This window comes from Tannerella forsythia (assembly GCF_001006485.1).
GTDB classification, from domain to species: Bacteria; Bacteroidota; Bacteroidia; order Bacteroidales; family Tannerellaceae; genus Tannerella; species Tannerella forsythia.
Genome location: NZ_JUET01000134.1, coordinates 22,731 through 42,420 on the forward strand (window position 1 = coordinate 22,731; position 19,690 = coordinate 42,420).

The 19,690-nt window shown below is 48.8% G+C and carries 18 protein-coding genes and 1 tRNA gene; 10 read left to right on the forward strand and 9 right to left on the reverse strand.

Annotated elements, in window-relative coordinates:
• Positions 1-16: 16 nt before the first annotated feature.
• From Tanf_RS12645 to Tanf_RS12665, 5 genes are all read left to right on the forward strand, one after another.
• Positions 17-598 carry a phosphatase PAP2 family protein gene (locus Tanf_RS12645; protein WP_052449118.1) on the forward strand — a complete coding sequence of 194 codons (582 nt, stop codon included), beginning with the start codon at positions 17-19 and terminating at the stop codon, positions 596-598.
• The gene (locus Tanf_RS12650; protein WP_052449119.1) at positions 595-1,473 is read left to right on the forward strand and encodes a phosphatase PAP2 family protein; all 879 of its coding nucleotides are present in this window, start codon (positions 595-597) and stop codon (positions 1,471-1,473) included. The genes Tanf_RS12645 and Tanf_RS12650 overlap by 4 nt, the downstream gene beginning before the upstream one ends.
• Before the next feature lie 183 nt (positions 1,474-1,656).
• On the forward strand, positions 1,657-2,199 hold the full coding sequence (locus Tanf_RS12655) for a pyruvoyl-dependent arginine decarboxylase (protein ID WP_014226038.1): 543 nt from the start codon (positions 1,657-1,659) through the stop codon (positions 2,197-2,199).
• A gap of 212 nt (positions 2,200-2,411) precedes the next feature.
• Entirely contained in the window at positions 2,412-2,777 is a 366-nt protein-coding gene (locus Tanf_RS12660; RefSeq protein ID WP_046826106.1) for a hypothetical protein, read from the forward strand.
• A gap of 699 nt (positions 2,778-3,476) precedes the next feature.
• Positions 3,477-3,677: a hypothetical protein gene (locus Tanf_RS12665; protein ID WP_140230635.1), complete on the forward strand. Its 201-nt coding sequence runs from the start codon at positions 3,477-3,479 to the stop codon at positions 3,675-3,677.
• A 26-nt stretch (positions 3,678-3,703) separates the two neighbouring features.
• Here the strand turns inward: Tanf_RS12665 and Tanf_RS12670 are convergent, their stop codons facing one another.
• Genes Tanf_RS12670 through pepT form a run of 3 tightly spaced genes read right to left on the reverse strand, consistent with a single transcriptional unit; the run spans position 3,704 to position 7,016 of the window.
• Entirely contained in the window at positions 3,704-4,705 is a 1,002-nt protein-coding gene (locus Tanf_RS12670) for a Gfo/Idh/MocA family protein (protein WP_046826107.1), read from the reverse strand.
• Positions 4,702-5,787: a glycine cleavage system aminomethyltransferase GcvT gene (gene gcvT, locus Tanf_RS12675; protein ID WP_046826108.1), complete on the reverse strand. Its 1,086-nt coding sequence runs from the start codon at positions 5,785-5,787 to the stop codon at positions 4,702-4,704. The genes Tanf_RS12670 and gcvT overlap by 4 nt, the downstream gene beginning before the upstream one ends.
• A 2-nt stretch (positions 5,788-5,789) precedes the next feature.
• Positions 5,790-7,016: a peptidase T gene (pepT, locus tag Tanf_RS12680; protein ID WP_046826109.1), complete on the reverse strand. Its 1,227-nt coding sequence runs from the start codon at positions 7,014-7,016 to the stop codon at positions 5,790-5,792.
• Between the two features lie 189 nt (positions 7,017-7,205).
• Here pepT and Tanf_RS12685 point away from each other — a divergent pair.
• The 3 genes from Tanf_RS12685 to Tanf_RS13940 all read left to right on the forward strand — a co-directional run bounded on the left by Tanf_RS12685 (position 7,206) and on the right by Tanf_RS13940 (position 9,744).
• Positions 7,206-7,279, forward strand: a tRNA-Thr gene (locus tag Tanf_RS12685).
• Between the two features lie 157 nt (positions 7,280-7,436).
• Positions 7,437-8,387 carry a glycosyltransferase family 2 protein gene (locus tag Tanf_RS12690; RefSeq protein ID WP_041590926.1) on the forward strand — a complete coding sequence of 317 codons (951 nt, stop codon included), beginning with the start codon at positions 7,437-7,439 and terminating at the stop codon, positions 8,385-8,387.
• A 631-nt stretch (positions 8,388-9,018) separates the two neighbouring features.
• The gene (locus Tanf_RS13940) at positions 9,019-9,744 is read left to right on the forward strand and encodes a DUF4858 domain-containing protein (RefSeq protein ID WP_052449120.1); all 726 of its coding nucleotides are present in this window, start codon (positions 9,019-9,021) and stop codon (positions 9,742-9,744) included.
• On the opposite strand, the gene Tanf_RS12705 is transcribed toward Tanf_RS13940, so the two are convergent.
• The 4 genes from Tanf_RS12705 to ileS form a co-directional block, all read right to left on the reverse strand.
• Positions 9,673-10,428, reverse strand: a complete 756-nt coding sequence (locus Tanf_RS12705) for a DUF4296 domain-containing protein (RefSeq protein ID WP_046826111.1) — start codon at positions 10,426-10,428, stop codon at positions 9,673-9,675. The two genes, Tanf_RS13940 and Tanf_RS12705, sit on opposite strands and share 72 nt — an antisense overlap.
• Positions 10,429-10,437: 9 nt before the next feature.
• A complete protein-coding gene (locus Tanf_RS12710) occupies positions 10,438-11,049 on the reverse strand; it encodes a lipoprotein signal peptidase (RefSeq protein WP_014226047.1) in 612 nt (203 codons plus the stop codon).
• 13 nt (positions 11,050-11,062) lie between these two features.
• Complete coding sequence (locus tag Tanf_RS12715) at positions 11,063-11,443, reverse strand: TraR/DksA family transcriptional regulator (protein WP_014226048.1); 381 nt, start codon at positions 11,441-11,443, stop codon at positions 11,063-11,065.
• A gap of 67 nt (positions 11,444-11,510) precedes the next feature.
• Positions 11,511-14,963, reverse strand: coding sequence for an isoleucine--tRNA ligase (gene ileS / locus Tanf_RS12720; protein ID WP_046826112.1), 3,453 nt, complete (start codon positions 14,961-14,963; stop codon positions 11,511-11,513).
• Between the two features lie 327 nt (positions 14,964-15,290).
• Here ileS and Tanf_RS12725 point away from each other — a divergent pair, with 327 nt between their 5' ends.
• Positions 15,291-16,361, forward strand: coding sequence for a Fic family protein (locus tag Tanf_RS12725; RefSeq protein WP_014226050.1), 1,071 nt, complete (start codon positions 15,291-15,293; stop codon positions 16,359-16,361).
• Between the two features lie 10 nt (positions 16,362-16,371).
• Here Tanf_RS12725 and Tanf_RS12730 read toward each other — a convergent pair whose 3' ends face one another.
• Complete coding sequence (locus tag Tanf_RS12730) at positions 16,372-16,908, reverse strand: LOG family protein (RefSeq protein ID WP_014226051.1); 537 nt, start codon at positions 16,906-16,908, stop codon at positions 16,372-16,374.
• A 107-nt stretch (positions 16,909-17,015) separates the two neighbouring features.
• Between Tanf_RS12730 and Tanf_RS12735 the strand changes: the two genes are divergently transcribed.
• Complete coding sequence (locus tag Tanf_RS12735) at positions 17,016-17,591, forward strand: CDP-alcohol phosphatidyltransferase family protein (RefSeq protein WP_041590928.1); 576 nt, start codon at positions 17,016-17,018, stop codon at positions 17,589-17,591.
• 96 nt (positions 17,592-17,687) lie between these two features.
• Here the strand turns inward: Tanf_RS12735 and Tanf_RS12740 are convergent, their stop codons facing one another.
• Positions 17,688-19,682 (reverse strand): DUF3352 domain-containing protein, encoded by a 1,995-nt coding sequence (locus Tanf_RS12740; protein WP_046826113.1) that lies wholly within the window; start codon positions 19,680-19,682, stop codon positions 17,688-17,690.
• Between the last annotated feature and the right edge of the window lie 8 nt (positions 19,683-19,690).

The window sequence follows — 19,690 nt, forward strand, 5'->3', positions numbered from 1 at the left end:
CAAAAAACCGGTTGAAATGGAAGAACTGCTGGCCTACGAGCATGATCTGTTTACTTGGATCAACAGCACGCACACTCCTCTGACGGACGCGTTGTTGTGGCCGTTTTCGGGTACGCTCATCTGGTGTCCGGTAGTGCTGGTACCGTTCTGGTTCTACCTTCGTAAGAGACCTGACCGGTTACCGGCTTCCCTTTCGATTGGACTGATTATTCTGCTTTGCAGCATTGTCTCCGACCTTGTTTTCAAGCCTTTGTTTTCGCGCTTCCGCCCGACAATGCATCCGCTTTACCTCGAACAGGTCAGGCTGTTGAAAGAATACACGGCCAACGGACTGTACGGATTCATCTCCGGTCATACGACGAATGCCTTCGGCTTTGCCATGCTCTCGTCATTGCTGATCGGTAAGCGGCCGTACACGATCGGTATTTTCGTCTGGGCATTGGCGATGGGATATTCACGCATCTACTTAGGCGCTCATTTCGTGTCGGACGTATGGGCGGGAATGATTACGGGGAGTCTGCTCGGAGTACTTGTCTTTTTCCTTTACCGATGGGCAACCCAACGCTATTTCATCTCCCATACACCCACCGAAGGATGATAAAAAAGTACTTCCTTTTATTGCTCGGCATTGCCAGCTCGCTGCACGCAACGCATGCGGAAGGCGACACGCTCGGTATCGTTCCTTTCTCGCAGGATCGTCGCTTTCTAGAGAAAGATTCGCACACCACGATAATGGATTCGAATGTATCTCCAACTTTCTCGTCGGATAGATTTTCTACCGTTTCGCTGGGTGAATCCGAAGGGAAAAAACGTCGGCCCACCATCACCCGATTTATTGTCCCGACGTTATGCCTTGCATACGGCACGGCTGCACGGTTCAACGAAGGCCCTGTCCGACGTTTCGACAAACACATTGCCGGACAGGTCAACAAACATATCGACCGTCATTATGGCATCGACAACTCTCTTCTAATCATGCCGGCCGCCGTCGCATGGGGACTTGATTTCGTGCCGGGAGTCAAGGCTCGACACAATTTCCGCGACCGCACCATGATTCTGGCTACGTCGTACACCATTATGTTTGCATTAGTTTACACGACAAAAGACCTGACGAGCGTAGAGCGTCCCCGTCAATGGGGCGAATACAACTCTTTCCCGTCAGGGCATACGGCGATAGCTTTCACGGGAGCGCATATTCTGTACAGGGAATATCGTGATCATTCGCCATGGATCGGCATAGGCGGTTATGCCGCAGCCGCAGCCGTAGGTGCATTGCGGGTCGTCAATAACGCGCATTGGATAAGCGACGTGATCACCGGTGCGGGTGTCGGGATATTAAGCGCCGAAGCAGCTTACCTGATGCTGCCCGTTTGGCATCGACTGCTGGGGATAAACACAGACGGACGGCAGTTTGCCTTGGCGCCTCAATTAGGACGCGGATCAGCCGGATTTGGCGTGGTGTATGTTTTTTAATAAAAATACGTACGCATTTTTCCGAAAAATCGCCCAAATATATTTTGTATCTATCACCTTAAAATACAAAAGATGTTTGTATTTTTGTCGCCCGTTTGGGTTGGATGTCTGTGAAAGATGATTGACGGCAGACGGATGAATCATACAATAGAATATTAATTGAATTAAAAACAGATTTGAAAGATGATAAAGAAAGTAGGAAATCTGATTCCGAATACCTTTTTTATGGCAAAAGGTAGTGGTGATTCCGATCTGGAAAAGCATGCGGGTTCGTATCACATGGCATTGTTCGATGCAGGAATTGCCGATTTTAACATCATGACGTATTCATCCGTCATTCCGGCTACGGCCCATTTGGTGACGATGGACGAGGTCGATCTGCCTCCGTTCGGGTCGGAGTTGAAAACGATTATGGCCGTCTCGCACGGTTATCAGGATGAGTTTATCTCGGCCGGACTCGTATACGCTTGGATGTATAAAGACGAGAATTTCGACGAGAAAGCCGGCGGGTTGGTCTGCGAAGTGAGCGGACGTTACCGTATCGAAGAGCTGGAAGCACGTCTGATCCGTGTCATCAACGATCTGCATCAGCGTACATACAGCAAGTTTTATCTGGGCGATCTGAATTTCGTGACCGAAGGAATGACCATCGAACGCCGTTATGGTACGGCGCTGGCCGCATTATGCTTTACGGATTTTCTTCTGCCCGAGATTGAAGAAAAGTAAAAACAATTTTGCTTTCTGGGGGAGCCCGAACCGTTAAGGGAGCAATAAACTAAGTACTATTTTGGACGACGGCTGCAAGGAAATGACTCCTTGCGGCCGTTTTCTTTTTACGGCGCAGAAAAGCGTCGGCCTGCGAAACAGAAAAAAACGAACGCATTACAATAATAAAAGACAATGTCCGTTTTATTATCAGATGTAATCAAATACAGAAAATGATGAACAAAACAAAATTATGGACAAAATGGATTCCCGAAGCATTTTTCGCGCTTCTTCTGATCGGAACCTTCCATCCGATCACGATCGGATTGGCGGTAGTGTTGGGGGTATTGTTTCTGATTCGCAAACAAACCCTTCCGGCTGTTATTCTGGGATCGATCCTCTCGGTACTCTTCGTAATGGGAAGTTTATACATGACTCTCGCGTTGCTCTCGGAATATTACGAGTTTGAAACAGCCTCATGGGAAGCCATCCGGATGTTCGTCGTGGGAATGCTTATTATGGGCACATCGTTTGTGATGGGCATCGTGATGTTAATCAAATACCTTAATTATTTTTCACGGATACAATACAGTCATTGATCCATTCAGCCGTCAGTTTTCAGTATTCAGCGTTCAGATACCACAAGTTTCACAAGTTATATGACAAGGAACACAAATTTTAATTTGCGCCCATTCGTGAAATTTGCATTCAGATAACCCTGCATAATCATTGACAATTAACAATTTACCATCAATTTCGGCGTTCACCCATGGGCCTCGGGCGGTGAGCCGACGGAGCAGCGAGCGGGGCGAAAGAAAATCAGGCTGTCCGAAGCGAAGCAAGTTACCTGATTTTCCGACCTGCAAGCGTAGCGAAGGCGTGTGAAGCGCACGAAGCCTTGACTTTTTGGTTACTTTTGGGTCAAGCCAAAAGTGACGGAGAAAAAGTGACGGAAAAATTATGTCAGGCTTTCAGCCCTTGTGCCTTCTTTGGGTGTTGAATTGTTGAGTTGTTGAATTGTTGACTGAAAACTGACCGCTAATAAGAATTACGAACTGAATACTGATGGCTGAATGCTAAACAAAAAACATCTAAACAACTAAATATCCTCCGATCACACCAACAGAAGTTTAGAGAAGAGCCGATAAGTTTAGACAAAAGGAGAAAATCAAACAGCCAAAAATGGGGATACCAAGACAAAAAACACCAAGTATTAGGGATTGCCCATAACCACAGAACGGCCGTCCTTTATATTTACAAAACTTTATTTAACAAACTAAATGGAAAGGATAAAAGCAATGAAAAGAACATGGAAAATCGGTATGACGGTGGGGGCCGTCGTATGTATGATGTTATCGTCGTGTTATGATAAAATCGATGATTTCGATATTTTATCCGATACGGAATATAGCATCGAAAGAGGAACGGATACCTTATTCAAATCTGAAGAGTTCGTTTGGATGCCGGATATTCGGTTTCCACCCTTTGCGACGAAGTGACCGGAGCCTGCGAAGGCGATTGTCGGTCAGCGTTCGTCGGCAGGGAAGCGCACGCCGAGCTGACGTCGAATTTCGTCGAGTATCTCCATCGTGATCAACGAGTGAGCGTGCGAATTGACAGCCGATTCCATGGTGCCGGATTGGATCAGGTCGATAAATTCGGCTATTTCGTAGTAGTATTCGTTATGGGTGGGAGGCGCGAGCAGGTCGATCGTTTCGCCTTTGCGGGGGGTGAAGCTCACGCGGCCGATGATGTTGATGCGGTCGACCGTAATCGTTCCGTTTTCACCCTGAATTTCGGTGGGCAGCGTCGAGTCGGCGATTTTACCGTAGAGGACGGTCGCGTCAAGACCACCGTCGTACGAAAATTGAACGGCAGCCTGTCCGTCGACACCGCTGAAGAGTCTGACGCCCGAGGCATGGACAGTCTTCGGTCGGCCGAAGAGTACGACCATGGGATAGATGGTATAGACGCCGATGTCCATCGTGGCGCCGTTACTCAGTGCGGGCTGAAAGGCGTTGAGCACAACGCCCTCCTTGAGTTTGTCGTAGCGCGATGAGTATTGACAGTAGCAGGAAAAATAGCGCCGGAGGGTCCCGACCCTTGGCAGTTGCTCGCGGATGGCGCGGAAGCCGGGCGTGAGCGTCGGTTTCATCGCCTCCATCAGCACGACGCCTTGACGGAGTGCCGTGGCGATCATTTCGCGCGCTTCGGCGGCGTTCGAGGCCAGCGCTTTTTCGCACAGCACGTGTTTGCCGTGGCGTATGCACAGGATGGCCTGCTGCGCGTGAAGGGCGTTGGGCGAGGCAATGTAAACGGCATCGATCAGAGGGCTGGCCGCCATCGCTTCGAGCGAGGTGAACGTATGCGGGATACGGTGTTTATCGGCAAAAGCCCGCGCCGTTTCGTGCGAGCGCGAACAGACGGCCGAGAGTTCGAACCGTTCGTCTTCGCGCCCACCGGCTATCACCCAGTCGGTAATAAAATTCGTACCGACTACGCCGAAACGGATTCTGTTCTTCTTCATTTACGGAACGGCGGTTTGACGATCCGCGCCTTCAGGTCGCGGTTACGCACACGGATGCAAACGTTTTCGCCCACCTTGGCATGAGCGGCTTCTACGTAGCCGAGCCCGATACCGATTTTCATCATCGGCGACATCGTACCTGACGTTACGCGGCCGATCACTTCGCCCTGCGGACAAACGATTTCGTAGCCGTTGCGCGGCACGCCCTTTTCTAACAGTTCAAAAGCACAAAGTTTGCGAGCCACGCCTTCTTTCTTCTGCTTCTCCAGCGCGGCGCGGTTGACGAAGTCTTTGCCGTCGACGAATTTCGTGATCCACCCCAAACCGGCTGCGATGGGCGACGTCGTGTCGTCGATATCGTTTCCGTAGAGGCAGAATCCCATCTCCAGACGCAGCGTATCGCGCGCTCCCAGTCCGATGGGGCGGATGCCTTCGGGCTTACCGGCCTCGAAGAGGGCGTCCCATATCTTGCGTCCTTCGTTCGGATAGAAATACAGTTCAAACCCTCCCGCGCCGGTATAGCCGGTGTTGGAGATGATCACATCCGGGCATCCGGCAAATTCGCCCGTGACGAAGCCGTAGTAAGGAATCGACGAAAGGTCGACCGGCGTAAGGCGCTGCATCACCTCGGCGGCTTTCGGGCCCTGCACGGCCAGCTGCGCCATATTGTCCGACGCGTTTTCAAGCCCGGCGCCCATCGTGTTGTGCTTCACGCACCAGTCGAAATCTTTCTGCACGTTCGAGGCATTGACCACGAGCAGGTATTTCTCGTCTTCGTAATGATACACGATGATATCGTCGACGATTCCGCCCTGTTCGTTGGGGAAATAGCTGTACTGCGCCTTCCCCACCGGCAGCGAAGCGACATCGTTCGACGTCACTTTCTGAAGCAGTTCGAGCGCTTTCGGCCCTTTGACCCAGATTTCGCCCATGTGCGAGACGTCGAAAACGCCCACACCTTGGCATACGGTCTGATGTTCTTCGATAATTCCGGCATATTCGATCGGCATGTTATATCCGGCAAACTCATGCATTTTCGCACCCAGTGCGATGTGTAAATCGGTAAATGGTGTTGTCTTCATTTTTATTTCGTTTGATCTGTAATTATATGACATAGTTGAATAATCGTTTCCTTGCTTTTTTCGAGCGAACGAACCGGCAGATATTCGTACCGTCCGTGAAAATTCAGTCCTCCGGCAAACAAGTTCGGGCAGGGCAGCCCCATAAACGACAGACGCGCCCCGTCCGTACCGCCCCTCACCGGACGGATCCGCGGCGTAACGCCCGCCGCACGCATCGCCTCGCACGCGTACTCGATCACCTCCATTCCCGGCTCGATGATTTCGCGCATATTGTAATACTGGTCACGCACCTCGACGGTTACGCAACCGGGATACTTCGTCTCCATCCTGTTCGCGAGTGTACGGAGCATGTCTTTCTTCTGCTCGAAAAGAGCCCGGTCATGATCGCGAATAATATAATGTAAGGTAGCCTCCTCGACCGTGGCTTCCAAGCGTGTGAGATGGAAAAAGCCTTCGTACCCGCTCGTCTTCTCCGGCCGCTGCTCGTTCGGCAACGAGACACTCAGCTCCGCAGCCAACAAGGCTGCGTTAATCATCTTGTTTTGGGCATACCCCGGATGTACATTCCGTCCTTTGATCGTGATCACAGCCTGCGCGGCGTTGAAATTTTCGTACTCTAACTCACCAATTTCCCCGCCGTCGATCGTGTACGCCCAATCGCAACCGAAGCGGTCGACGTCGAACCGGTCTGCTCCCCGCCCAATCTCTTCGTCGGGTGTAAAGCCGACGCGCACCTTGCCGTGAGCGATCTTCGGATGCGCAAGCAGGTATTCCATGGCCGATACGATAGCTGCTATGCCGGCCTTATCGTCGGCACCCAGCAATGTAGTTCCGTCGGTAACGATCAGCTCCTGCCCCACGTAGTTCGCCAGTTCCGGAAACGTATCGGGCGAGAGCACGATCTGCTCCGCCTCGTTCAGCACGATCGTTCCGCCGTCGTACGTCACGATCCGCGGCTTCACGTCCTTACCCGTCATATCGGGGCTGGTATCCATGTGTGCAATAAATCCGATGGTGGGGATGCCTTCACGTAGCGTGGTGGAAGGTAAGGTAGCCATGAGATAACCGTTGGCATCGAGCGAAACATCGTCCATCCCGATATCCTTCAGTTCCCGCGCCAAATATTTGGCCAAATGCATTTGTCCGGGGGTGCTGGGCGTTGTCTGTGCTTTTTCGTCCGACCGGGTATCGAACGAGACGTAACGAAGAAAACGATCGGTCGTGTTCATGTACTTTTTTGTTTGCACAAAAGTACGAGAATTTTCAGAATCACAAAAAAAAATTTGATCCGTCGGAAAAAAGAACATATCTTTGTGCCGGGAAAGTCCTACACGACCAGCTCCCTCGGAATCCCCCAGGGCTTGATCGCAGCAAGGGTACTTGGTTGTAGCGGTGCGATGTAGGCAGCTTTCCCACCCGCCTCTTTAGCTCAGCCGGCCAGAGCACGTGATTTGTAATCTCGGGGTCGTTGGTTCGAATCCGACAAGAGGCTCGAAAAGAGGGAGAGATTATAGAAATTTTTGTTTTCATGGTTGCGCCGGATACATCGTTTCGTTTGTGTCCGGCGCACGTTTTATACAAGAGACGGAATTTCCCTTAAACAAATTTTTATTTTACCTTTGCCAACCGAAACAATGTAAATAAGATCAATGGATATATCAGTAGTCGTACCTCTGTATAACGAAGCCGAATCGCTTCCTGAATTGCACGCGTGGATCGAACGGGTAATGAATGAGCATCATTTCAGCTACGAAATCATTTTTGTCAACGACGGAAGTACCGATCATTCATGGCAGGTGATCGAACATCTGGCACGACAGTCGGCACATGTGAAAGGCATCAAGTTCCGCCGCAATTACGGCAAATCGCCGGCACTGCACTGCGGATTCCAACGCGCCGAAGGCGACGTGATCATTACAATGGATGCCGACTTGCAGGACAGTCCCGACGAAATCCCCGAGCTCTACCGGATGATTAAGGAAGACGGCTACGATATCGTGTCGGGATGGAAGAAGAAACGCTACGACAACAAGCTGACAAAGAACCTCCCGTCGAAACTCTTCAACGCTACGGCACGGAAGTTCTCGGGCATCAATCTGCACGATTTTAACTGCGGACTGAAATCGTATCGACGCGAAGTGGTGAAGAATATCGAGGTATATAACGACATGCATCGCTATATCCCCTATTTAGCCAAAATTGCCGGATTCAATAAGATCGGTGAAAAGGTCGTCCATCATCAGGCGCGCAAGTACGGCGAAACGAAGTTCGGTCTCGACCGCTTCGTCAATGGATATTTAGACCTGATTTCACTCTGGTTCACCTCGAAGTTCGGAAAAAAACCCATGCACTTCTTCGGGCTATGGGGAAGCGTGATGTTCCTGATCGGATTCGCAGCGCTCGTCGCCGTGCTGATCATGAAATTGATTTCCATCTACGACGGTGACTTGCGTCCCCTCGTTACGACTTCGCCCTACTTTTACATCTCACTTACGGCTATGGTGATCGGTACGCAGCTCTTTCTCGCCGGATTTATCGGCGAACTGATCTCGCGTAATGCTCCGAACCGTAACAAATACAAAATAGAACAGGAGATTTAAAGCCCTGCGGGTGTTTGATTCGTTTGAAACGCACCGAACCATGGGCATGACAAATTAATTGTTAATGGTCAATTGTCAATTGTTATGCGTGGTACACGGTATCCGAACGCAGATGACGCAAATGGACGCAAATAACCCCCTTTGTCATTCCGAACACCGTGAGGAATCCCGCGGGGGGAAGAAAAGAGATTCTTCGCTTCGCTCTGAATGACAAATTAATTGTTAATTGTTATGCATGGTACACGGTATCCGAACGCAGAGGAACATCCCCCCAGCCCCCCTTCAAAAAGGGGGGAAAGAGCGAAGCAAAGGGGGGATGTTATCCCTTCAAAGGGGGAATGCAGTGCGGTCAGCCGTCAGCATTCAGTATTCAGCCAACAACTAAACAATTAAACAACTCAACAATTAAACATCCAAAGAAGGCACAAGGGCTGAGAGCCTGATATCATTTAATGGTGGATGGTGCATTGTCAGAGGATATACACATCGAATCCATCTTTTTTGGCAAAACATCGATGGAAAATCATTTATTTTTTTTGAAATAAACATCTTCTATGTTTTTTTACATACAAGCGCACGAACTTTTCAGAGACGGCGCTTTATTTTTGCTCGGAATATGCATAATCAGGCTATGGAAAGACGTTACGTGTTATTTTTAGTCTTGGGATTGCAGGTGTGTATCACCGCATTGGCACAGAAAAACTGGTCGGCAAAAGACTCGCTGTGGTTGCAGCGCGTGTTGTCGGGTCAGGAAAAGCTAAAACTGAACGAAGAAACCCTGCGAGCCATCCGATCCGGTACGCTGATCAAACCCGCTCTCACACCCGATCAGATGAAACACAGCCCGCTGGAATTACCCATCGTCAAATCGTTCGACAGCATCATCCAACCTGAAAGCCATCGTGAGCTTCATCTGCTCCCGCCTTACGTTTTCAATTTGTATGGCCCGGAGAACCATTCGGCAACCGATCCGCACAAAGGTATAAAAACGGAAAGAGGTATGATGTTATCGGAAAGACAAATCGAGGAGATGAAAAAATACCTAAAAAAGAGTGTAGAAGCAGTGATGAAAGACTTAAATGTGAATCCTTCCATATCGTTCGATGCCGAAGATCTTGCCCGAACTGTCTTCTGGCCGAGTCGCCGCGCCAAAAAACGCAATGCATGGAATGCACAGGCTTATAAACAATTCCATGTTGCTCCTCCATCTGTTTCGAAGGAAGAACACGAACGCCGCCGCCTGAACGAATATATCAACAGACTAAGGGAACATGCACAAAAACACCTACTCTCCGACCCTGTATCTCATCAGCCGGATTCGGTCGATGTAGATTTTGGGATACGGAATAGCCGGTGACTTCTTCAAACGGATATACCCGTAAACACGCTGTACCGGATCGTATGGCGTACCCTGCAAAGTATATTGGTAAAAACCGTTCCCGACGATCGAATCTTTTACAACAAGGGTCGAATCGGACACGTCGGCACGCAGATTCAATTCCACCACATGCTTTTCGGGGGTCAATCCCCAGACTTGCATTTCCCATACGAAACGGCCATCGGCCGGATAGGCTTCAGTGGGTTTCAGATCAAACACAACCATGTTAGTCATCGCCTTGGGAAAAAATATATAACATCGTTTACCCACCCACAGATCGACCGAATCGGACGGCAGGACATCAAATGTTTCGGCCTCCACCTCACCGAGCGCTTTTATACGCCTGTCTGTTTCAGCCATGGCCATATCATGAACACGCATATAGATATCAATGTTCTTACCGTACCATATCAATGAACTGTCATATTCTGCCTGCGTCAGATTGTGCTTCTTAAAGACCGACCGGAACAAGGCGTTTTTTTGACGGACCGATCCGTAAGTGTACGGATCGTCATTCATGATCGTTTCTGCCATCTGCATATCGACCAACAAATCACACATCTTCTTCTCCGGAATGATTCCTTTGGGCGTGTGGCTGCATGCCGACCACAAGATGAGAGCCGACCACCCGATAAAAAATCGCTGAATCTTCCTATCCGGCATGTATCGAACCTACTTCCTCGAAAGGCTTTTGGAAAGGGTGCGGTGATAGAACAGCAATAACAGCGCTCCTCCGACACAAATAGACGAGTCGGCCAGATTAAAGATAGGACGAAAGAATATAAACTCTTCTCCGCCCCATATCGGCAACCAGTCCGGAAGAGTCGTTCGGATAAGCGGAAAATATAGCATGTCCACTACTTTACCGTGCAACAGGGAGGCATATCCTCCGCCGGCGGGCATAAACGTAGCTATCTGTCCGTAGCTGTGGTCGAAGATGACACCATAGAATACGCTGTCGATGATGTTTCCGAGTGCTCCGGCAAAGACTAATGCAACGCATGCGATGAAGCCGAACGAATAGTTACGTCGTACGAGGCGGATCAAATAGTAAGCGATGGCAACCACCGCCGCGATACGAAAGACGGATAACACAAGCTTGTTTAAAAACTCCATTCCGAAGGCCATGCCGGGGTTTTCAGTGAAGTATAGCTGAAACCATGAGAAAATCTCAAGGCTTTCGTGCAGTTGCATATGGGTTTTCACCCATATTTTCGAAGCCTGATCAAGAAAGAGAAGTAGCAAGATAACGGTTGCTGCTCCCCACGCTTTTTTTCCTTTCATCAAGACGCGCCGTTTATTTTACTCTGCTCTGTTTGGCCTCGATGCTCAGTGTGGCATGAGGTACCGCACGCAAACGTTCTTTTGCGATTAATTTACCTGTTTCACGGCATACCCCGTAGGTCTTGTTCTCGATACGAATAAGCGCCGCCTGCAAGCTCTGAATAAATTTCATCTGGCGTTGTGCCAGACGGCCGGCCTCTTCTTTCGACAACGTAGCCGCCCCTTCTTCCATTACTTTGAATGTCGGTGAAGTGTCGGAAACGTCGTTGCCGTCGGCATTCGTAATCCCCGATCTCAACAAGTCGTAATCTTTCTTTGCCTTATCGAGCTTCTCCATGATAATGGCGCGAAATTCTTCCAGCTCCGCATCCGAGTATCTTGTCTTCTCAGCCATAATTCAGTCCTCCTTTTATTTTGTTTTCAAAAATACGATATTCTTTTTATATGACACTCTTGTCCGTTCAAACTTTTTCGATGTTTACATATAATTTAAAGTCATCCAGATCGAGCTCAGTCGCATCCGGCAGATTTTCCTTCATTTCGATCGATTCGGCAAGCACTTGCTTTTGAATATAATCGGCATAATCATAGATCGTTCCGTTCATCTCCGGCGCCGGTACCATGGCGATACGTATCTTGTCCGTGATCTCCAGTCCGCTGCTTTTACGCAGGTTTTGAATACGGTTCACCAATTCGCGTGCCAATCCTTCCTTGCGTAGCTCATCCGTGACGGTGATATCGAGCGCGATTGTCAGGCGTCCTTCGTTGGCCACAAGCCAGCCGGGAATATCCTCCGAGATAATCTCCACATCGTCCGATACAATACCCCCTTCCAAGCCGTCAAGATTGAAAGCAAACGAACCGTTTTGTTCGAGCGAAGCAATATCTTCTTGCGTCATGGCCTGAATGGCAGCGGCCAATTGTTTCATAACCTTTCCGTAACGCGGTCCCAATTTCTTAAAGTCGGGCTTAATCTTTTTCACTAATATGCCGGCCGAATTATCCGCAAAGTTGAGTTCTTTTACGTTGACTTCGCTTAAGATTAAGTTTTTTACCGCCTCGATATGTTCCTTCTGCCGGATGTCGGTCACCGGCACCATGATGGTTTGCAACGGTTGACGCACCTTGATATTCACTTTGCGACGCAGCGCGAGCACCATCGACGAGATGTTCTGCGCGATCTGCATCTGTTCTTCGAGCGTTTTGTCGATCATCGCCTCGTTGCATTTGGGGAAGTCGCTCAGATGCACGGACTCCGCCTTGTCGCGTCCGGTTACAGTAATCAGATCGGTAAACAGTCGATCGGCATAGAACGGAGAGATCGGCGCCATGAGTTTGCTGACCGTTTCGAGGCAGATATAGAGCGTCTGATAAGCCGAGAGCTTATCCTGTGTCATCCCCCCGCCCCAGAAACGGCGACGGTTCAAACGAACATACCAATTGCTTAAGTGATCATTTACAAAATCCGAGATCGCGCGTCCGGCACGGGTCGGTTCGTATGTTTCATAAAACTCATCCACCTCTTTGACGAGCGAATTGAGCAATGACAATATCCAGCGGTCTATCTCAGGACGTTCGGTCATGGGAACGTCCGGTTCGCTGTAGGTAAAACCGTCTACATTGGCATACAATGCGAAGAACGAGTATGTATTATATAATGTACCGAAAAATTTGCGACGCACTTCCTCAATGCCTTCAACATCGAATTTGAGATTATCCCATGGTGACGCATTCGTAATCATGTACCAACGCAACGGGTCGGAACCGTATTTTTCGATCGTCTCAAACGGATCAACGGCATTACCGAGGCGTTTGGACATTTTATTTCCGTTCTTGTCGAGAACTAATCCGTTAGATACCACATTCTTAAATGCCACACTGTCGAAGATCATCGTGGCGATGGCATGGAGCGTAAAGAACCATCCGCGCGTCTGGTCTACCCCTTCGGCAATGAAATCGGCAGGATAAACATCGCGTCGGTCAAATGCGTCTTTATGTTCGAACGGATAATGAATCTGCGCGTAGGGCATCGCACCGGAGTCGAACCATACATCGATCAGGTCGATCTCGCGTTTCATCGGTTTTCCCTGGGGAGAAACCAGCGTGATTTCATCGACATACGGACGATGCAAGTCAATTCGGTCGTAATTTTCCGATGTATATTCGACCGGTTTAAAGCCGTTATCCTTATACGGATTGCTCTTCATAAAACCAGCGGCAACGGATTTTTCGATTTCGTGATACAGCTCTTCGACCGATCCGATACAGAGTTCTTCCGCCCCATCGTCGGTACGCCAGATCGGGAGCGGTGTACCCCAATAACGACTTCGGCTCAGGTTCCAGTCCTGAAGGTTTTCGAGCCATTTCCCGAAGCGTCCCGTTCCGGTGCTTTGCGGCTTCCAGTTGATGGTTTCGTTGAGTTCGATCATCCGGTCGCGGCAAGCCGTAGTACGGATAAACCAGCTGTCTAACGGATAATAAAGTACCGGTTTATCGGTACGCCAGCAATGCGGATAATTGTGCATATGCTTTTCGATCTTGAACGCCAGTCCCTGCTGTTTAAGCATGACGCACAAGTCGATATCGAGTGTCTCGTCGTTTCCATTAAGTTGCGGGTCGTAATCGTTCTTTACATAACGACCGGCATATTCTTTATATAGTGAAACGTTGACGTTCTTCTTCACATAATCGTTGTCGAGGTCTTCGAGACAGTAGAAACGGCCTTTCAGATCGACAGCCGGACGCAAGTTACCCGCTTTATCAACAAGCTGTAACGGCGGGACACCGAAATTTTTGGCTACCCGGGCGTCATCGGCACCGAAAGTCGGTGCGATATGCACGATACCCGTACCGTCGTCGGTTGTCACATAGTCGCCGGAGATGACACGGAACGCGCCTTCTCCGGGATTGAACCACGGCATCAGCTGTTCGTATCCGATACCGATCAGATCTTTACCTTTGCATGTAGCAAGTACCTCGAACGGAATCAGCTTGTCACCCGGTTTGTATTCGCCGAGTGACAATTCGGCCGCTTTCGGATTAAAGTAAGCATCCATACAAGCTTTTGCCAGAATATAGATGCTCGGCGTCCCGGAATACGGGTTAAAAGAGCGAACAGCGGCGTAATCGATGTCTTCACCGACACACAACGCCGTATTCGACGACAAAGTCCAGGGAGTTGTCGTCCACGCAAGGAAGCAGACCTCGTCCGTTGCTCCCTTACATACCTGTTTCCAAAAATCATTTTCCGTTTCGGCAGGCATTTTAGCTCGAAACTGTGCCGTCACCGTCGTATCCTTCACATCGCGGTAGCAACCGGGCTGGTTCAACTCGTGCGAGCTAAGCCCCGTCCCTGCGGCAGGTGAATAAGGTTGAATCGTGTATCCTTTATACAAAAGTCCTTTCCGGTGCAATTCTTTGAGAAGAAACCAGAGCGTTTCGATATATCGGTTGTCGTAGGTGATATACGGATGGTCCATATCGACCCAATAGCCCATCTTCTGTGTCAAATCCTCCCATTCTTTCGTGAACTTCATCACGTTTTTGCGACAAGCCATATTGTAATCGGACACCGATATTTTTTTACCGATATCTTCTTTCGTAACACCGAGTTCTTTTTCTACACCAAGTTCTACGGGCAGGCCATGCGTATCCCATCCGGCTTTACGGTCGACACGATATCCTTTCATCGTTTTGTAACGGCAAAAAATATCTTTGATCGAACGGGCTATGACGTGATGAATGCCAGGCATACCGTTAGCCGAAGGAGGTCCTTCGTAAAAAACGAAAGAAGGGGCATCCTTGCGGATATTCAGACTTTGGTGGAAGATATTCCTTTCCTGCCATCTTTGCAGTATTTTTTTGTTAATGTCTGACAAATCGAACGTGTTGTATTCGGCAAATCGATTACTCATCTTATATTATGCATGTTTTTAAAAAATTGCCGCAAAGGTAAGATTTTTTGCCAAAATAAAAAATCGGTCGCAAGGGGGAAAGAACGTCCTAACACGACAGGGATTCGGCGAAAACTCCGATGCCATTATCAACACAGGATGATACTCTGTCTATTTTTCTAAATTTCAGACAGATGAAACCACTTTCACACTCTTTTTTTCAATGATGTAAATCATTTGCGTACAATGAAACGAGAAACAGTTAACAAAATTTTACGTTTTTAGTCCGATATTCATGCGTTAATCTCGGAAAAGTTCCTTATTTTTGCCGCAAATCTTACGGAGAATATGCATAAAACAGCTATATGGCAAGAAAAAGGATGGCCCTACCTGACATGGAACTACCAAGAAGTAATGTCCATATTGGGGGAGGTACGTAATCGGCAGGGACGACTTGTCGGCAAGACGAGTTTGCTGGGAATCGATCTGAAAAAAAATGCACTGTTGAATGCAATCTCCAACGAAATCGTCTGCTCGGCTGAACTTGACGGCCAAACACTTGATGCCAACAAGGTGCGTTTATCTGTGATTCATCAGCTTAAGCTGGAAAAAAAGCCGCAGCCCGAGATCGATCTTACTGTCGACCGAATAGTCAGCGTATCGACCGATGCCGTACTGAACTATCTCGAGCCTGTCACAGAAGAACGTATTCTCCGCTGGAGGGATGCCTTAAGCGCTTTCCCTCGCGAAACGCCATGTCATACGGACACTGTTACAGCGGCAACTTCTTCCGGGTCGCGTCATTATTTCCCCATGCAGGATACGTCGCCGATTTCAAATGAGATGAAACGATTTGTCAAATGGGTGAATACAAAGCACCCGACCGATCCGGTCATCAAAGCGGCATTAGCACATGTTTACTTCTGGCTTCTTCATCCATTTGCAACAACCAACGGGCAAATCGCACGGACCATATCGCATCTCTTTCTCACACGAGCCGATAACTTTCCGCAACGTTTCTTCTGCCTGTCGGATCAGTTTTGCAAGCAGAAAGAAACATACCGGCAGATATTACATACCGTTTGCCACCAAAATCTGGATATTACCGAATGGCTCATGTGGTTTCTTCATTGTCTGGATGCAGCACTGAACGAAGCCGAAAGATCAATTACACGTATCTTGGAGAAATCAAAATTCTGGGAGAAATATCGATTAGTACGTTTAAATGATCGTCAGGTAAAGATGATCAACCTTTTGTGGGAAGGGATGGACGACAAACTCACCTCGTCCATCTGGGCGAATATCAATCTTTGTTCCCCCGATACTGCCCTTAGAGACATTCAAGACCTGATCGATAAAAAAATTCTTCACAAACACGGCGACGGCGGTCGAAGCACCTCATACGGATTAAGAAACTAAAATCCTTCTCTCAGGTTTCAATCATCCGCATAGCTTCTTCCGGCGTTTCAGCCACTTGCCATAGCATGCGTCTCTGCAAACGCATAAATTGTTCGTCTTCGGCACGGTTCAGCATCTCCAACAAAGGATCGTAATAATGGTTCGTGTTAAGAATCACCACCGGATGATGATACAGTCCCAACTGTCTCCATGTGATGATTTCCATCAACTCTTCCAGTGTACCGCAACCTCCCGGCAAAGCAATCACCGCATCAGACATATCGGCCATCCGCTGCTTGCGCTCGTGCATCGTTTCAACACGAATCAACTCTGTCAGCCCCGAATGACACCAGCCGTTCTCTACCATAAAGTGCGGAATGACCCCGACGACCGTTCCTCCCGCCTTCAACGTCGCATCAGAAATGACCCGCATCAGCCCGAAGCTTCCGGCTCCGTTAATCACCCGCCAGCGGCCTTCGCCAAGCAATGTTCCCAAAGCTTCGGCAGCCTCGGTATATCCCGTGTCGATCCGCGAACTGGACGCACAATACACACAAACTGATCGCATATTCAATCGCTTTTTTAGAAGCGGCAAATTTAGATAAAATCTCGGAGATTTTATCTAAATTTGCATGCGAATGCGGGCAGAGCCAAACGCCCACCTTAGATAGACAAATGATGAATAAAGGACTGAAAAAGATTCCGAACATCTTATCGATATCGCGCATCATCCTTTCGCCGATCATGCTCGCTATGGCTGACCGGCCACCTGCTCTGGCTGCCTTGATCCTGCTTATCGGACTGACTGACATGGCCGACGGATTCATTGCCCGGCGCTATCATTGCCGAAGTGCTTCCGGTGCACGGCTCGATTCGCTCGGCGACTGGATATTCTTCAGCACGGCAGGGATCGTCTTTTACATGAAATACCGGTCGGTCGTATCCGATCACATCTGGGAGCTGGCAGCTATCCTAACTGTCAGAATCCTCTCGCTCTGCACCGCCCGATACCGCTTCGGACGGTTCCTTTCCATTCATACACTCGGGAACAAACTGACCGTAGTGCTTGTCTTCGCCACCATGCTGTTCATCGTATGCGAAAGCAAAGTGAACGAAATCATCCTGAAAACGGCGTTTACAACCGCCCTGCTATCGGCCGTCGATGAATACTTGATTATCTTGACAAGTGGAAAAATAGATATCGACCGGCGCAGTTTCTTTTCTGGAAAAACGACCCAAAAACGTTCCTGAAGAATTCCTTCTCTAACTGTCCCCAACCATCATATCAGCACATTTCAAGAGGGCTGTTCGGTAGCGCATACGAAGGAATGAAGAGGAAGGCATTCCTTACAGTCGAACTTTCTTCTCCAGCGCACCGTCTTCCGTATAATATTTCCATGTACCCGTCGGATGATCCTTATCGTACCGGCCGCGTATTTTCAAGCTGCCATTCTCAAAATATTCGTGATATTTGCCGTTACGCCGACCGTTGCGTATCTCACACTCGCTCTTCAGCGCACCTCCGGAATAAAACTCGCGATAAATATTTCCTTGAAATTTCTCGGCATAGAAACGATTCAACTCGTCAATGACAGCCTTTTCCGATATCTCGGTATCATTCTCTTCGTACAACGCTTCTTCCGGCATGACCGGCGGATGATAAGGATGATAATTCATAACCATCCGCAAAGCGACCTTCTGTCGATCACCAACGATCTGCAAAGCAGAGTAAGGAAACGAGTAGACAATCTCACGATTAGCCGACCAGCCTTCCCACGTCTTCTGGTTCAAGAGGGGCTCCATAAGCGGGAAAAATTTGATGCTGTTCGTATAAACGAAGTACGTAGAGCGGCTATCGATTTGCGCAAGCACCTGCTTGAAACCGTTGTCGTTACGCAACGTACGTTCCTGCTCATAGTCTTCGATGAAGGAGAGCAATGTCGCCGGTTTGTTGCTAAAGACCACAAAATCGTTCACATATGTATAATAAGGTTTTTCGAACTTCTCAAACATTTTTCCGAAAAAGAGAGCAAAGAAACCTTTCAGTTCGACATAATTGATCTCATATCCTTTATAATTGGCCTTTCGGATATGAACTGGCGTGTTCTTCTTCACCTGCTTCTCGATATATTCCATCTTTTCCTGTGCCCGTCCAAGCTCTTCGGCACGAACAGCAAGTAGCATCTCCGTGTCATGCCCCAACAGTCCCGGTTCAAGTTCAATGACCGCAAACTCGCCGGCCATCCAGCTCAGGAAATCATCGCGCAACGATAGATCAAGCATGTTTTCAATGCGCTCGTATGATTCTTTATAAGTCGCATAAAGCGACGGCTCATTGTTGGCCAGCATCCCCTCCATCTCTTCGACGAACGATACCGGATTGTCAACGCAGATGCTGGTGTAAAAAGCCGTACGATCCGACAGTATCTTATGAGCGGTCATTTCCCGGCCTTCCGAATGCAGGAGAGTCGCTATATAAGGGCTGACCGTATCTTTCAGAAAAGTATATCCTTTCAATGCAAATTTTTCCTTATCGGCTTGCAGGCTTAGTCCGGTATAGGCCATCGAAGCGCCGATAGCCGGCAGATAGCCCTTTCGCTTACCCATATACAGGTCGAGCAAGCGAGGCAGAACAGCATGCTGCACGAAAATGCGGCACACACCGTCATTATCGGTCGATTGGTCGGCTTCGATAAAAAGCGGGTCTAATCCGATGACAGGATCGTTACGTTCCGAGATGGAGGCTTCGATAAGTCCGGCCGTCGCCGATGCGATGTAATGATTGTCCACAAAAGCGGTATAAAGCATGTCGCGTGTCTTGGGATCACGCAGCTCGACAATTTCCGTGTCCTTGTATTTCCGATATGTCACCCCGTAGTTCATCCATGCGTAGAGTTTATCGATCTGTTCTTTCAAGGCCTGTACTTCCGAAATCTTTTGCAAGTCGAGGACGTACAGAAAGCCGAGCTTCCCATGGCGCATCCGATGCACCGAAATCATCAGGTCTCTTTTCCCTACCAAAGCGAGAAGTCGCTGGTTAGCTTGCAGAGCGGAATCGAGCTTACTCGCATCGCGTGCGACATCGGCAAACGAAGGACTGCGCCTGAGGCATTGCCACGGCTCACTCGTGCTGAATCGCTTCCAGTCATTGACCGGATTGCTCGAATGAAGGATAAATACGGCATCTCTGGGTACGAGGTAAATTTGCTGAGTTGAACGATGCGGGGCATAATAAAACATGACCAAACGGTACATCCCATAACCCATCAGCAGTAAAAGAACGGACAGGATCATCCATTTTACAGGATTTTTCTTTTTCGTTGTTTGTTTGTTTTCTTCCATGATGTTAA

Coding starts and splice junctions, on each gene's coding strand:
- Tanf_RS12645 (WP_052449118.1), top strand. CDS start 17: ATGGAAGAACTGCTGGCCTACGAGCATGATCTGTTTACTTGGATCAAC.
- Tanf_RS12650 (WP_052449119.1), top strand. CDS start 595: ATGATAAAAAAGTACTTCCTTTTATTGCTCGGCATTGCCAGCTCGCTG.
- Tanf_RS12655 (WP_014226038.1), top strand. CDS start 1,657: ATGATAAAGAAAGTAGGAAATCTGATTCCGAATACCTTTTTTATGGCA.
- Tanf_RS12660 (WP_046826106.1), top strand. CDS start 2,412: ATGATGAACAAAACAAAATTATGGACAAAATGGATTCCCGAAGCATTT.
- Tanf_RS12665 (WP_140230635.1), top strand. CDS start 3,477: ATGAAAAGAACATGGAAAATCGGTATGACGGTGGGGGCCGTCGTATGT.
- Tanf_RS12670 (WP_046826107.1), bottom strand. CDS start 4,705: ATGAAGAAGAACAGAATCCGTTTCGGCGTAGTCGGTACGAATTTTATT.
- gcvT (WP_046826108.1), bottom strand. CDS start 5,787: ATGAAGACAACACCATTTACCGATTTACACATCGCACTGGGTGCGAAA.
- pepT (WP_046826109.1), bottom strand. CDS start 7,016: ATGAACACGACCGATCGTTTTCTTCGTTACGTCTCGTTCGATACCCGG.
- Tanf_RS12690 (WP_041590926.1), top strand. CDS start 7,437: ATGGATATATCAGTAGTCGTACCTCTGTATAACGAAGCCGAATCGCTT.
- Tanf_RS13940 (WP_052449120.1), top strand. CDS start 9,019: ATGGAAAGACGTTACGTGTTATTTTTAGTCTTGGGATTGCAGGTGTGT.
- Tanf_RS12705 (WP_046826111.1), bottom strand. CDS start 10,428: ATGCCGGATAGGAAGATTCAGCGATTTTTTATCGGGTGGTCGGCTCTC.
- Tanf_RS12710 (WP_014226047.1), bottom strand. CDS start 11,049: ATGAAAGGAAAAAAAGCGTGGGGAGCAGCAACCGTTATCTTGCTACTT.
- Tanf_RS12715 (WP_014226048.1), bottom strand. CDS start 11,443: ATGGCTGAGAAGACAAGATACTCGGATGCGGAGCTGGAAGAATTTCGC.
- ileS (WP_046826112.1), bottom strand. CDS start 14,963: ATGAGTAATCGATTTGCCGAATACAACACGTTCGATTTGTCAGACATT.
- Tanf_RS12725 (WP_014226050.1), top strand. CDS start 15,291: ATGCATAAAACAGCTATATGGCAAGAAAAAGGATGGCCCTACCTGACA.
- Tanf_RS12730 (WP_014226051.1), bottom strand. CDS start 16,908: ATGCGATCAGTTTGTGTGTATTGTGCGTCCAGTTCGCGGATCGACACG.
- Tanf_RS12735 (WP_041590928.1), top strand. CDS start 17,016: ATGATGAATAAAGGACTGAAAAAGATTCCGAACATCTTATCGATATCG.
- Tanf_RS12740 (WP_046826113.1), bottom strand. CDS start 19,682: ATGGAAGAAAACAAACAAACAACGAAAAAGAAAAATCCTGTAAAATGG.